This is a genomic window from Micromonospora sp. CNZ285, assembly GCF_004637285.1.
Map to the genome: position 1 here is coordinate 1,654,883 of NZ_SPQD01000001.1, position 13,559 is coordinate 1,668,441.

Consider the following 13,559-nt stretch of genomic DNA (forward strand, 5'->3'; position numbering starts at 1 on the left):
CATCCCCCCGATGTTCCCCGTGTCAGCGGCCCAGCCCTTGTCAGCGGCCGAGCCGCCGGTAGCTGCGCACCGCCGCCGGCGCGGCCACCGCGATGAGCGCCACCGGCCAGGCGATCGCCAGTTCCAGCGCGTGCCGGGCCGGCCACGAGTCCCCACCGAGGCCAGGGTTGCCGAACAGGTCCCGGGCCGCCGCCACCGTCGCCGACAGCGGGTTCCACGCGGCGATCGCGCCCAGCCAGTCCGGCATCAGCTCCGGCGCCACGAACACGTTGGACAGGGCGGTCAGCGGGAAGGCCAGCGGGAACACCACCACCGCGACCGTGTCCGGGTTCGGCACGAGCAGCCCGAACAGGATGCCCACCCAGGTCATCGCGACGCGCAGCAGCAGGATCAGCGCCACCGCGGCCAGCGCCGGGCCGACGCCGTCGCGCCACTGCCAGCCCACCAGCAGCCCGCACACCACCAGCGTGGTCATCTCCAGGCAGGCCCGTACCAGGTCGGCGCCGGCGCGGCCGGACAGCAGCGCCGAACGGGCCATCGGCAGTGACCGGAACCGGTCCACCACACCCCGGCCGGCGTCCACCGCGATGGCCGACGCGGTCGCGCCGAGGCCGTAGAGCATCGTCATGACGAACACGCCCGGCAGCAGGAACTCCCGGTAGCTGCCGTCGCCCGGCACGGACATGCCGCTGCCGAACACGTAGCCGAACACCAGCACGAACATGATCGGCAGGCTGAAGTAGAGGATGATCTCCTCCGGGGCGCGAACCACGTGCCGCATGTTCCGCCCGGCCATCAGCCACCCGTCGGTCAGGGCCCTCACGACGCCACCCCCACCCGCTGCGCGTCGGCGTGGCCGCCGGTGAGCCGCAGGAACGCCTCGTCCAGTGTGGGACGACGGACCAGCACGTCGTCCACGGCGATCCCGGCGTCGTCGAGGGCCCGCAGCACGGCGGTGAGCACGGCGATCCGGTCGGCCACCGGCGCGTCGACGCGCCGCAGCTCGACGTCCACCGTGGCGGTCGCGCCGGTGGCGCGTTCCACCACCGCCGCCGCCGCGGGCAGGTCCGCCGCGTCGCGGACCACCAGTTCCAGCCGGTCAGCGCCGATGCGGGCCTTCAGCCGCTCCGGGGTGCCCTCGGCCACGACCCGGCCGGTGTCGATGACGCACACCCGGTCGGCGAGGTGGTCGGCCTCCTGCAGATATTGGGTGGTCAGCAGCACCGTGGTGCCGTCGTCGACCAGCTCCCGCACCGCCGTCCACAGGCCGTTGCGGCTGCGCGGGTCCAGGCCGGTGGTCGGCTCGTCGAGGAACAGCACCCGCGGCGGCACCACCAGGCTGGCGGCGAGGTCCAGGCGGCGGCGCATCCCACCGGAGTAGCCGCCCGCCGACCGGTCCGCCGCCTCGGTCAGGCCGAACCGGTCCAGCAGCTCGTCGGCGCGGCGGCGGGCCCGGCGCGCGGACAGCCGGCGCAGCCGCCCGAACAGCATCAGGTTCTGCCGTCCGCTGAGCACCTCGTCGACCGCCGCGTACTGGCCGGTCAGGCTGATCGCGGCGCGGACCCGGTCCGGGTCGGAGGCGACGTCGTACCCGGCCACCCTGGCCCGGCCGGCGTCGAAACGCAGCAGCGTGGTGAGGATCCGCACCGCCGTGGTCTTGCCCGCCCCGTTCGGGCCGAGCACCCCGTACACGGTGCCGGCCGGCACGGCCAGGTCGAAGCCGTCCAGGGCGGTGGTGCGTCCGTACGTTTTTCGTATCCCGTCGGCCAGTACGGCCGTCGCGTCGTCGGTCATGGGAGTCAGCGTCACCGGCGGCGCTGACCGGGCGCGTACCGCGCGCGCACCGGGCGGCGCCGCGCCGGTCAGCGCCCGTCGACCAGCGCCAGCGCCCGCTGCCGGGGCAGGTCCGCGCCCCGGGCGTACGCGGTGGCGAACCCCGCCTCACCCAGGTGTTCCCGCAGCTCGGCGGCGGTGGGTGTGCCGGCCGGGGCGTCTGCGGCGCCGGTGCCTGCGAGCAGCGCCGCCGCCGCGCCCAGCAGCCGGGCCGCCGACTCGGGGTCGCCGTCGCGCAGCAGCGGCCCGGCCAGCCCGTCCGCGGCGGCGGCCACCACCGGCACGTCCCACACGCCGACGCCGGCGGTGAGGACCTGCCGGTAGTGGGCGCGGGCCGCAGCCGGGTCGCCGGTGGCGTCGGCGAGCTGCCCGAGCGTCACCAGCGCCGCGAGCCGCACCACATCGGCGCCGAACCAGCCCGACGGGCATTGCGCGACCGCCCGCTCGCACAGCGTCCGCGCCCGCTGCGGATCCCGGTCGCGGCGGGCGATCTCGCCGAGCCCCAGGTACGCGGCGGCGACCAGCTCCGGCGCGCCGGCCGGCCCGGCGATGCGCCGCACCCGCCGGAAGTCCTCGGCCGCGCCGGTCAGGTCACCGGCGGCGAGCCGCCCGTCGGCGCGGGTCCGCAGCAGCTCCGCCAGGTCCAGGGTGGAGCCGAGCTGCTCGGCCAGCTCCAGCGCCTCCGCCATCGGCGCGGCCGCCGACGCCACGTCACCGGTGCGGTAGGCCGCCTCGGCGTGGGTGGACAGCGTCACGATCATGCCCCAGCGGTCGTCGAGGGCCCGGAAACCGGCGAGCGCGTCGTCCAGGTCGGCGTGGGCCTGGGCGTGACGGCCGTGCAGCAGGCTGACCATCGCGGTGCCCAGCAGGCCCAGCGCCCGGCTCCACGGGTCGGCGCCGAGCAGCCGGTCCCGGACGGCCTGCTCGTGCAGCGCCGCCGCGTCCTCCGGCGACGGCGGACCGCTGGCCATGCCGGACAGGTAGAGCAGGAACGGATGCCGGGGCGGCCGGGCCATGGTCCACAGGATCCGCGACGCGGCGTCGACCTCGCTGCGCTCGCCGCCACCGGCGAGCGTGGCGATCAGCAGGGCCAGCGCGTACTCCTCGGCCAGGCCGTCGGGCGGGCCGTCGAGCCGGTCGACCAGCCGCCGGGCCAGCGCCGCGCCCTCCCCGCGCAGGCCCCGCAGCCACCAGTAGAACGTCAGCGCCGCGACCAGCCGCAGCCCGGTCGCGGTGTCCGCGTGCCGCAGCGCCGCGTGCAGGTCGTCGCGGGCGGCGTCGAGGCGGCGCAGCCACCGCTCCTGGCCGCCGCCGCGCAGCGCCACGTCACCGGCCTGCGCCAGATCCAGGAAGTACGCGGCGTGCGCGTCGCGTACCCGCCCGGTGTCGCCGTGCTCGGCGAGGCGAGCCGCCGCGAACTCGCGGATCGTCTCCAGCATCCGGTAGCGCTCGCCGGTGGCCTCCACCAGTGACTTGTCCACCAGGCCGGTGAGCACGTCCAGGACGTCACCGGCGTCCGGCGCGCACACCGCCTGCACGGCGGCCAGGTCGGCGGCGCCGGCGAACACGCTCATCCGGGCGGCCAGCCGCCGCTCCGGCTCGTCGAGCAGGTCCCAGCTCCACCCGACGACCGCCTCCAGCGTGCGGTGGCGGGGCGCCGCGGTGCGGTCGCCGCGGCGCAGTAGCCGGAACCGGTCGTCCAGCCGGGCCGCGACCTGCGTCACCGGCAGGGCCCGCAGGCGCGCCGCGGCCAGTTCCAGGGCCAGCGGCAGCCCGTCGAGGGTACGGCAGATCCGCAGCACCGCCGGGGTGGTGGCGGCGTCGAGGGTGAACCCGGGCGACACGTCGGCGGCCCGGTCGGTGAACAGCCGCACCGCCGGGTAGGCGGCCGCCGCCTCCGGTGCGGCCGGCCCGTCCGGGGCGGGCAGCCCGCCGACGGGGCACAACGCCTCGCCGGTGAGGCCCAGCGGTTCCCGGCTGGTGGCGAGCACCCGCAGTCCGGGCGCGGCGGCGAGCAGCCGGCCGGTCAGCCGGGCCGCGTCGTCGATCACGTGCTCGCAGTTGTCCAGCACCAGCAGCAGCCGCCGGTCGGCCAGCGCCGCCACCAGCCGGCCGGTCAGGTCGGCGGGGCCGCCGGGGGTGCGCAGGGCGGCGTCGCGCAGGTCCAGTGCGGCCAGCACCGCGGGCGCGACCGGCGCGCCGGGCGCCACGGCGGCCAGCTCCACCAGGCACACCGGCCCGTCGTGGCCGGACGCGACGGCGGTGGCCAGGCGGGTCTTGCCGGCGCCGCCCGGGCCGTGCAGGGTGACCAGCCGCGCCGCGCCGAGCAGGTCGTGGACCCGCCGCAGCTCCGGTTCCCGGCCGACGAAGCTGGTGAGCGGGCTGGGCAGCCGGGCGGCCGGCGCGGCGTCGTCGCGCAGCAGCGCCGTGTGCAGGGCGGCCAGTTCCGCCGACGGGTCGGTGCCCAGTTCCTCGGCCAGCACCCGGCGGGCGTCGGCGTAGACGGCGAGCGCCTCGGCGCGGCGGCCGGCGCCGTGCAGGGCTCGCATCAGCTGGCCGTGCAGCCGTTCCCGCAGCGGATGCGCCGCCACCAGGTCCCGCAGCTCGGCGATCAGCGGTGCGCCGGCCGGCGCGAGCGCCAGTTCCGCCTCCACGCGGTCCTCGACCGCGGCCAGCCGCGCCTGCCGCAGCCGGGCCGCCTCGGTGTCGGCGAACGGCGCGCCCGTCACGTCCGCGAGGGGTTCGCCGCGCCACAGGCCGAGCGCGTCGCGCAGCAGCGCCGCCGCGCCGGCCGGGTCACCGGCGGCGAGCGCCGCCCGCCCGGCCGCGGCCAGCCCGGTGAACCGGTGCACGTCGACCCGCTGCGGATCGATCGCCAGCCGGTAGCCGGCCGGGCCGAACTCGATGGGCGCGCCCGGTAGCAGCCGGCGCAGCCGCGACACCTGCGACTGCAGGGCGTTCGCGGCCTGTTCGGGTGGCCGGTCGCCGTACACGCCGTCGACGAGACGCTGCGGCGCCACGGTGCGGCCGGCGTCGAGGAGCAGCAGCACCAGCAGCGCGCGCAGCCGCCCACCGGCGACGGGCAGCACGCTGCCGTCGGCCGCGTACGCCTGGGTCGCGCCGAGCACACCGAACCGCATGCGCCCGATTGTCGCCTGTCGCCGGCGACGCCCACACTCCCCACCCGCCGGTCACAGGTGGTGCCGGCGCCATTCGGACTGCTCCTGTTCGGCGGCGACCTGCTCCTCCAGCGCGGTCCGGCGCACCTGGCTGCGCCACGGGTCACTCGACCGCAGGCCCAGCAGGACCACCGAGACGCCGGCCACCGCCAGGATCGCCAGCGCGGCCACCGCGGGCAGCCGGCCGGCCCACGGCAGTCCCACGGCCATCGCGACCACCACGGCGGTGGGTACCGCCGAGATCCGGTGTGTCACGCGCACCCCCAGCGCCAGCAGCCCCGACATGTAGATGACCACCCCGGCGATCAGCACCCGGCTGTCCAGCGCGGCGGCGTGTTCCCGCCAGGGATCACCGTGCGGGTGGGAGATGGCGGTGAGGTAACGCTTGAGGCCGAGGGCGAACAGGATGATCCCGGTGATCAGCGGCAGGTGCAGGTAGGCGTAGACGTCGCGGGCGAGCGCCGCCCGGGCGCGGACGTCGCGGGTGCGGTGCAGCCGTTGCTCCAGCGCGGGCGCCAGGCTGTCGAAGTACAGCCACCACAGCGACGCGATGATGGTGACGCCGAGCACCGACGCCACGATCACCGGCCACGTGGCCGGCAGGCCGGCGTTCAGCTTCGGCCCCAGCCCGAGCGAGATGATCGACTCGCCGAGCGCGATGAGCAGGATCAGCGCGTACCGCTCCGCCCAGTGGGCGGCGGACACGACCGTCAGCCCGGCGCTGGGGGCGAGACCCCCGGAGGTGTATTCGATGCAGAGCGCGGCCAGCCACAGCGCCAGCGGCAGCCACGTCGCCCAGGTCTGCCGGGGCGACTCGGGCAGGGCCGCGGTGGCGAGAATCAACGCCACGCTGGTCAGCGGCGGCAGGCCGAGGCGCACGGCGGTCCGTCCGCGGCGGCTGCTGCGGGCCAGGAACACCAGCACCTGGGCCGCCCGGATGACGAGGTAGCAGCAGGCGAACAGAACCGCGGCGGGCGGCCCGGACTGCCGCTGCGCCGGCCCGTCAGCGAACGCCGCCGGCATGGCCAGGGTCAGGACGAACAGGGCCGCCACCGTCACCGCGCCGACAAGCGGCATCACCCCCTGGTCGGTACGGACGACATTGCCCACTGCGGCGAAGGACACCCAGCACCACCACAGCAGCAACAGCAGCAACAGCCCGGCCAGCAACGACCTGCCGCTCAGGGTTTCGGAGAGCACGTTGGTGACGTTCAGGAACGCGAACACGAACACGAGGTCGTAGAACAACTCGACCCGGGTGACGCGGGAGCCGGGCGCGGTCGGCAGGATGCGGCCCCGTCCCCGCTCAGCGCTCATGCTGCCGAGCATGGCAGCGGGCTCAGCCCGCCGGGGCGCTGTTGTCCGATCGGTGGCGCAGGGGCGCGGGCCGACGACCGGTACGGGCGGGTAGCCTTCGGCCCGTGATCGTGGGGAGAAGCCGGTGACGACGCTGGACCGGGAACAGCCGCGTGCCACCGACGGGGCACACGGCGACGGCGCCGCGCGTCCCCTGCCGCTGACGTTCGCCGTGCCGGCCGCCGTGCTGGCCGGGGTGGCGCTGCTGCTGGCGTTCCCGCCGTACGGGTGGTGGCCGCTCGCGCCGGTCGGTGTGGCGTTGCTGGCCGCCGCGGTGCACCGGCGGCGGCTGCGCGCCGGCGCCGGGCTGGGCTTCCTGACCGGGGTGGCGTTGTTCGCGCCGCTGCTGGAGTGGACGAACCTGCACACCGGCTACCTGCCGTGGGCGCTGCTGTCGCTGCTGCAGGCCGCCTACCTGGCGCTGCTGGGCGCCGCCACCGCCTGGGTGTCGCCGCTGGCCGACCGGCACCGGGCGGCGTGGCCGCTGCTCACCGGCGTGCTGTGGGTGGGGCAGGAGGCGCTGCGTGACCGCACCCCGTTCGGCGGGTTCCCGTGGGGCCGGCTGGCGTTCAGCCAGGACACGTCGCCGCTGCTGAAGCTCGCCGCGCTCGGCGGCGCCCCGCTGGTCACGTTCGCCGTCGCGGTCGCCGGTGGGCTGCTGGTGACCGCCGCGTGGCGGGACTGGCGGCGTGCGCCCGGGCAGTGGCGGCCCGTCGCCGGGCTCACCGCCGCGCTGGTGGCGCTGCTCGCCGCCGGTACGGCCGTGCCGACCGGGGTACGCGGCGCGGGCGACACCGTCACCGTCGCGATCGTGCAGGGCAACGTGCCGCGCCTCGGGCTGGACTTCAACGCGCAGCGGCAGGCGGTGCTGAACAACCACGTCGACGCGACGCTGGAGCTGGCGCGGCGGGTCACCGAGGGCGGGCAGGACCGTCCGGACGTGGTGGTGTGGCCGGAGAACTCCAGCGACATCGACCCGTTGCGCAACCCGGGCGCGGGGGAGCGGATCTCCGAGGCGGCCGACGCGATCGGCGCGCCGATCCTGGTCGGCGCGGTGCTGGTGGGGCCCGGCCGGGGTGAGGTGCGCAACGCGGGGCTGCTGTGGCGGCCGGGCACCGGCCCGGATCTGGACCAGGTGTACACGAAGCGGCATCCGGTGCCGTTCGCCGAGTACGTGCCGCTGCGGTCCATCGCCCGCAAGGTCAGCTCCCAGGTCGACCGGGTCCGGTCCGATTTCGTCCCCGGTGACCGTGCCGGCGTGCTGAACACCGGCCCGGCCGTGCTCGGCGACGTGATCTGCTTCGAGGTCGCCTACGACGGCATCGTCCGGGACACCGTCACCGGCGGCGCGCAGCTGCTGGTGGTGCAGACAAACAACGCCACGTTCGACGTGGCCGAGGCCCGCCAGCAGCTGGCCATGGTGCGGCTGCGGGCCGTGGAGCACGGCCGGGCCGCGTTGATGGCCTCCACGGTCGGGGTGTCCGGGTTCGTTTCCCCGGACGGGCGGGTAGACGGTGCGACCGGGTTCAACACCGCCGCGGTGGTGGTGCGGCAGATGGAACTCGGTAACGGCCGTACCCCGGCGACCACGGCCGGGGTGTGGCCGGAGGTGGCGCTGACGGCGCTGGCGGTCGCGGCCCTGGCCGGCGCGGCCGTGCTGCGCCGCCGCCGGGAGGTCGCTCCCGGCTGAGCCGACGAGCGGGAGGCGGTGCGACGGTGGGCGTGGCAGCCGACAGGCGGACGGTCGGCCATCCCGGGGTGGGGCGGGTCCTGGTGGTCATCCCCACCTACAACGAGGCCGACAACGTCGGGCGCATCGTCGCCCGGGTACGCGAGGCGGCGCCGGCGGTGGACGTCCTCGTCGCCGACGACAACAGCCCCGACGGCACCGGCGCGATCGCCGACACGATCGCCGACGGCGACCCGGGGGTGCACGTGCTGCACCGGGCCGGCAAGGAAGGACTCGGCGCGGCCTACCTGGCCGGGTTCGCCTGGGCGCGCTCCCGCGGCTACGACGCGGTGGTGGAGATGGACGCCGACGGCTCGCACGCCCCGGAGGACCTGCCGGCGCTGCTGCACGCCGCCCGCGACGCCGACGTGGTGATCGGCTCCCGGTGGACGCGCGGCGCGCGGGTGCTGAACTGGCCGTGGCGGCGGCTGCTGCTGTCCCGGGTCGGCAACCTGTACGCGCGGCTGGCGCTGGGCATGCCGGTCAGCGACGCGACCGGCGGATACCGGGTGTACCGGGCCAGCGCCCTGGACGCGATCGACCTGGACTCGGTGCGGTCCCAGGGGTATGCGTTCCAGGTGGAGCTGTCGCGTCTGGCGCACCGCGCCGGGGTGCGGATCGTGGAGGTGCCGATCACGTTCGCCGAGCGGGAACACGGCGACAGCAAGATGAGCCCGCTGATCGTGGCGGAGGCGTTGTGGCGGGTCACCCGCTGGGGGGTGCGGGACCGCCTGTCGACCGCGTCCGCCCGCCCGGACGCGCTCGCGCGCTGGCCTTGAGCGAGGGCGTGTCATGCTTGAGGGGCGTGATGACCCCGGGCTGATGAGGTGAGATGCGCCGAGGACTGAAGTACGTACCACCGGCCCTGCTGCTGTTCGCGCTGCTGGAGCTGACCGTTTTCGTGCTGGTCGGCCGGGCCGTCGGGTTCGGCGCGGCGGTGCTGATGGTGTTCGGGGCGTCCCTGCTGGGGCTGGTGCTGCTGCGCCGCGAGGGCATGCGGGCGTGGCGCGGTTTCCGCGCGGCGGCGCAGGCCGGCCGCCCGCCGGGCACCGAGGTGACAGGCGGCCTGGTGGGTCTGCTGGGCGCGCTGCTGCTGGCGCTGCCGGGCCTGGTCAGCGGCGTGGTGGGCCTGCTGTTGCTGGTGCCGCCGCTGCGCCGGCTGGCCGGTGGTGGCGTGCGCCGCGCCACCGAGCGGCGGGTGTCGTCGATGGTCGCCGGTGACCTGTTCGGGCCGCGCCGGGTGCGTGTGTACCGGGGCGCGCCGCAGCCGACCCCGGAGCCCGCTCCGGCCCCGTCGCCTGGTCCCGCGCCTTCGCCCCAGCCGGTCACCGACCCGGGCAAGGCCATCGAGGGCGAGATCGTCGACCGCTGACGCGCCCCCGCTGAGCCGTCAGCTTGATCAACTCCACGTCGCCGAGGTGGTGGCAGCAGACCGCGCCCGACCCCGCCACCTCCCCGAAGTGGCGGGGCCGGCCCCTGCCCGGGCGACGAAAACGCCCCCGGATGATCCCGGGGGCGTTTTCGGTCATTGCGGGAGGTGCTCAGGCGCGACCGCGGCGGGTCCGGACCTCCTGAAGCCGCTCGGCGAGGATGTCCTCCAGCTCGGCGATCGAGCGCCGCTCCAGCAGCATGTCCCAGTGGGTACGCGGCGGCTTGGCCTTCTTCTGCTCCGGCTCGGTGCCGTCGACCAGGCGGGCGACGCTGCCGTCGAACTTGCACTCCCAGGTCGTCGGGACCTCGGCGTCGACGGCGAACGGCACCTCGAACTGGTGGCCCTTGGCGCAGAGGTACTCGCGGGTCTGGCGCGGTGCGAGCTCCGTGTTGCGGTCGGACTCGTAGCTGACCGCTCCCAGCCGGCTACCGCGCAGCATGCGCTCGCCCATGATCGACTTCCCCTCGTTCGTGGTGCTGGTCTTCAGGTGTAACGACCGGTCACCGCTCGCCCATTCCCCGGCCCACGGCGGCAGGGCCGTACGCGGGTCGGGAGTGTCAAGGGTAACCGGCCATGACAGCTGCCCGGCGGGGTCGTCCCCGGCCGGGCCGAATCGGTGGAGTGTTTCGCCTGTCAACGGGGATGTTACCCACCTGTTTGCGTGCCGGAGGTGACGATGAGCAGTGACGCGCCGGTCGGGGCCCGACCACCAGCCGGGAAGACCTTCTTCGGTCACCCCCGCGCGCTGTCCACGCTCTTCCTCACCGAGATGTGGGAGCGGTTCAGCTTCTACGGCATGCGGGCGATCCTCGTGCTGTACCTGACCGCCGCGGTCGCCGACGGCGGACTGAACCTCGGCGACTCCAGCGCCAACGCCGTGTACGGCACCTACAACGCCATGGTCTACCTGATGGCGCTGCCCGGCGGCTGGGTCGCCGACCGGCTGATCGGCGCGCGGCGCAGCGTGCTGTGGGGCGGCGTGGTGATCGCCGCCGGCCATTACGTGATGGCGATCCCCACCGGGTGGAGCGTGTTCGCCGGCATGGCGCTGATCGTGCTCGGCACCGGCCTGCTCAAACCGAACATCTCCACCATGGTCGGTGACCTGTACGAGCGGGACTCGCCGCGCCGCGACGCCGGGTTCTCCATCTTCTACATGGGCATCAACCTGGGCGCGTTCATCGCGCCGCTGATCACCGGCTTCCTCGGCGAGAAGATCAACTGGCATCTCGGGTTCGGCGCCGCCGCGGTCGGCATGACCTTCGGCGTGCTCCAGTACGTGCTGGGCCGCCGCAACCTCGGCGACGCCGGCGCCCGCCCGGCCGACCCACTGCTGGGCGCCGACCGGCGGCGCGCGCTGACCCGCATCGGCGTGGCGAGCGTCGTGGTGCTCGCCGTCCTGCTGGTGCTGCTGGTGGCCGGCTGGTTCACCGTCGACACGGTGGTCAACCTGCTGACCGTGGTGACGGTGCTGGTGACAGTCGGCTACTTCGCGCGGATCCTCACCGACCGGGAGATCAGCGGCACCGAACGCAGCCGGATGAAGGCGTACGTGTGGCTGTTCCTGTTCGCCGCCTCGTTCTGGCTCATCTACGACCAGGCCGGGTCGGTGCTGAACATCTTCGCCGCCGACCAGACCGACAGGTCGGTGGGCGGGTTCACGTTCCCGGCGTCCTGGTTGCAGTCGGTGAACCCGATCCTCATCATCATCGGCGCGCCGCTGGCCGCCGCGCTGTGGCTCAAACTCGGCCACCGGGTGTCCACGCCCACGAAGTTCGCCGTCGGCCTGGTACTCAACGGCCTGTCGTTCGTGCTGATGGCCGCCGCCGCGCAGGCCGCCGTCGGCGGCGATCTGGTCTCACCGCTGTGGCTCGTCGCGGTGTACGCGATCCAGGTCGCCGGTGAGCTGTCCCTGAGCCCGGTCGGCCTGTCCGCCACCACGAAACTCGCCCCGGTCAAGTACGCGAGCCAGATGCTGGGCCTGTGGTTCCTCGCCACCGCCGTCGGCGACGCCATCGGCGGCCAGGTGGCCCGGCTGGCCGGCACCTGGTCCCAGCCGGTGTACTTCCTGACCTTCGGGCTGGCCTCGGTCGTGCTGGGCCTGGCCGCGGTGATGTTCACCCGCCAGATCCGGCACCTGATGGCCGGCATCCACTGACCGCGCTCAGCCCGCCGGGGTCGGCGGCAGCGGCAACGGCAGGCCGGGCAGCCCGTCGATGCTGGTGGCGACGTGGTCCTTGCCGGCGAAGTACGCGCTCAGCGATGCGTCGTCCTCCCGGGCGAACCGCCGTTCGTGCAGGTCACGGTCGGCGTCGTAGGTCATGAACGGCACCGCGTAGCCGCAGGTGTCGCGAACCAGCTCGGCGCGCACCACGATGATCGCCCGCAGCCCGTGCGGGTCCGGGTCGATGTCCGGGAAGTGGGTCAGCAGGCCGGGCCAGCGCGGGTCGTCGCGGAACACCGGCTCGCCGCGCCCGTGCACCCGCACGATGTTCGGCGGGCCGGCGAACGCGCACCACATCAGCGTGATCCGGCCGTTCTCCCGCAGGTGGGCGATGGTCTCGGCGTTGCTGCCGGCGAAGTCCAGGTACGCCACGGTGTGCTCGTCGAGCACCGCGAAGCACCCACGCAGCCCTTTCGGGGACAGGTTGACGGTGCCGTCACCTGACAGCGGGGCGGTGGCCACGAAGAACATCGGCTGCGCCTCGATGAAGTCCCGCAGCCGGCCGTCGATGCGCTCGTACGTCTTTCCCATGCCCCGATCCTCGCCGCCGGCACGGTTGCGGCGCTGCCCCGTTCCCAGCCCGTGGCCGCTCAGCCGGTACGCGTACCGAGCCGCGCCAGCGCCGTCGCCAGATCGCTCACCTGGTCGGCGAGCTGCCCGGCCCGGTGCTGCGCGGCGTCCCGGTCGGCCTCGATCACCGCCGTCCGCGCGGCCAGGTCGGCCGCCCGGGCCTCGGCGGCGCTCGCGGCCCGCCGCGCGTCGGCCAGCTCCGCGGCCAGCGCGTCCCGTTCGGCGGTACGGGCGGCAGCCTGCTCCACCGCGGCGGCCACGTCCGCGCGGGCGCGCTCGACGGAAGCGGCAGCCTCGGCACGGACGGCCTCGATCGCCACGCTCGCCTCGGCGCGGGCTCGTTCCAGCGCCGCCTCGGCGTCGGCACGTGCCGCGTCGGCTCGGTCCCGCTCGGCGAGGGCCTGCCGCGCGGCGGCGGCCTCGGCGTCGGCACGGTCGGCGGCGGTCCGGGCCGCGCGCTCCGCCTCGGCGGCCCGCCCCTGGGCGGCCTGCGCCTCGGCGCGGGACTGATCGGCGCGGTCCAGGGCCCCGGTGGCGGAGCGGGTGGCCCGCTCGGCGTCGGCGCGGGCGGCGTCCCGTTCGGCGGTCACCTCGGCCGCGCGGCGGCGTTCGGCGTCGCGTTCGGTGCGTACCGTGCGCAGTTCGTGCCGGGCGGAGTCGCGGTCGCGTTCGGCCTGCACCCGCAGCGCCTGCGCGGCGCCCGCCTCGGCGCGTGCGGCGTCGCGGGCGTCCTCGGCGGCGGCGGCCCGCTCGGCGGCGGCGGACGCGGTGGCCTGTGCCCGTTCGGCGCGGTCGGCGGCGGCGTCGCGTTCGGCGTACGCGGCGCGGGCCTGCTGCCGCTCGCGGGCCGCCGCCGCGGCGGCGTCCTCGGCCTCGCGGCGGGCCTCGTCGCGTTCGGCGTGCGCGGCGGCGACCTGCGCGGACGTCTCCGCGCGCAGCTCGGCGAGCTGCCGTTCCACACCGGCCGGGGACAGTTCGGCGTGCAGCGCCTCGGTGAGCGTCTCCACGATCTGGTCGAGCCGGTCCACCGCCTCCCAGGTGCGGGCCACCTGCCCGGGCAGGCCGGGGGAGTTGCGGTGGCGCATCCGCGAGTTGCGGGCGGCCCGCTGGCAGGCGCCGTCGTTGTCCCGGCAGTAGCGGAACGGACGGCCCGCGCCGGCGCGTTGCGGCACGTCTCGTCCGCAGTGGGCGCAGGGGCGGATGTCGGTGGCGGGCTCGGCGTCCATCGGGGGCGAA

General features: G+C 75.5%; 11 protein-coding genes. 4 read left to right on the plus strand and 7 right to left on the minus strand.

What is annotated here, in order from left to right:
• Positions 1-40: 40 nt before the first annotated feature.
• The 4 genes from CLT75_RS07545 to CLT75_RS07560 form a co-directional block, all read right to left on the minus strand.
• Positions 41-823: an ABC transporter permease gene (locus tag CLT75_RS07545; RefSeq protein WP_135240124.1), complete on the minus strand. Its 783-nt coding sequence runs from the start codon at positions 821-823 to the stop codon at positions 41-43.
• Complete coding sequence (locus CLT75_RS07550) at positions 820-1,794, minus strand: ATP-binding cassette domain-containing protein (RefSeq protein ID WP_135240125.1); 975 nt, start codon at positions 1,792-1,794, stop codon at positions 820-822. The genes CLT75_RS07545 and CLT75_RS07550 overlap by 4 nt, the downstream gene beginning before the upstream one ends.
• Before the next feature lie 68 nt (positions 1,795-1,862).
• Entirely contained in the window at positions 1,863-4,973 is a 3,111-nt protein-coding gene (locus CLT75_RS07555; protein ID WP_135240126.1) for a BTAD domain-containing putative transcriptional regulator, read from the minus strand.
• 51 nt (positions 4,974-5,024) lie between these two features.
• Entirely contained in the window at positions 5,025-6,329 is a 1,305-nt protein-coding gene (locus tag CLT75_RS07560) for a low temperature requirement protein A (protein ID WP_486485084.1), read from the minus strand.
• 133 nt (positions 6,330-6,462) lie between these two features.
• Between CLT75_RS07560 and lnt the strand changes: the two genes are divergently transcribed.
• The 3 genes from lnt to CLT75_RS07575 are packed head-to-tail and all read left to right on the plus strand — an operon-like array spanning position 6,463 to position 9,469.
• Positions 6,463-8,058: an apolipoprotein N-acyltransferase gene (lnt, locus tag CLT75_RS07565; RefSeq protein WP_486485335.1), complete on the plus strand. Its 1,596-nt coding sequence runs from the start codon at positions 6,463-6,465 to the stop codon at positions 8,056-8,058.
• 26 nt (positions 8,059-8,084) lie between these two features.
• Positions 8,085-8,876, plus strand: coding sequence for a polyprenol monophosphomannose synthase (locus tag CLT75_RS07570; protein WP_135240129.1), 792 nt, complete (start codon positions 8,085-8,087; stop codon positions 8,874-8,876).
• A gap of 53 nt (positions 8,877-8,929) precedes the next feature.
• Positions 8,930-9,469 (plus strand): FxsA family protein, encoded by a 540-nt coding sequence (locus CLT75_RS07575; protein WP_135240130.1) that lies wholly within the window; start codon positions 8,930-8,932, stop codon positions 9,467-9,469.
• Positions 9,470-9,638: 169 nt separating this feature from the next.
• On the opposite strand, the gene CLT75_RS07580 is transcribed toward CLT75_RS07575, so the two are convergent.
• Complete coding sequence (locus tag CLT75_RS07580) at positions 9,639-9,980, minus strand: RNA polymerase-binding protein RbpA (RefSeq protein ID WP_007070998.1); 342 nt, start codon at positions 9,978-9,980, stop codon at positions 9,639-9,641.
• A gap of 225 nt (positions 9,981-10,205) precedes the next feature.
• Here CLT75_RS07580 and CLT75_RS07585 point away from each other — a divergent pair, with 225 nt between their 5' ends.
• Positions 10,206-11,687, plus strand: coding sequence for a peptide MFS transporter (locus CLT75_RS07585; RefSeq protein WP_135240131.1), 1,482 nt, complete (start codon positions 10,206-10,208; stop codon positions 11,685-11,687).
• 6 nt (positions 11,688-11,693) lie between these two features.
• On the opposite strand, the gene CLT75_RS07590 is transcribed toward CLT75_RS07585, so the two are convergent.
• Complete coding sequence (locus tag CLT75_RS07590) at positions 11,694-12,284, minus strand: pyridoxamine 5'-phosphate oxidase family protein (protein WP_135240132.1); 591 nt, start codon at positions 12,282-12,284, stop codon at positions 11,694-11,696.
• A gap of 59 nt (positions 12,285-12,343) precedes the next feature.
• Positions 12,344-13,549: a hypothetical protein gene (locus tag CLT75_RS07595; protein ID WP_135240133.1), complete on the minus strand. Its 1,206-nt coding sequence runs from the start codon at positions 13,547-13,549 to the stop codon at positions 12,344-12,346.
• Between the last annotated feature and the right edge of the window lie 10 nt (positions 13,550-13,559).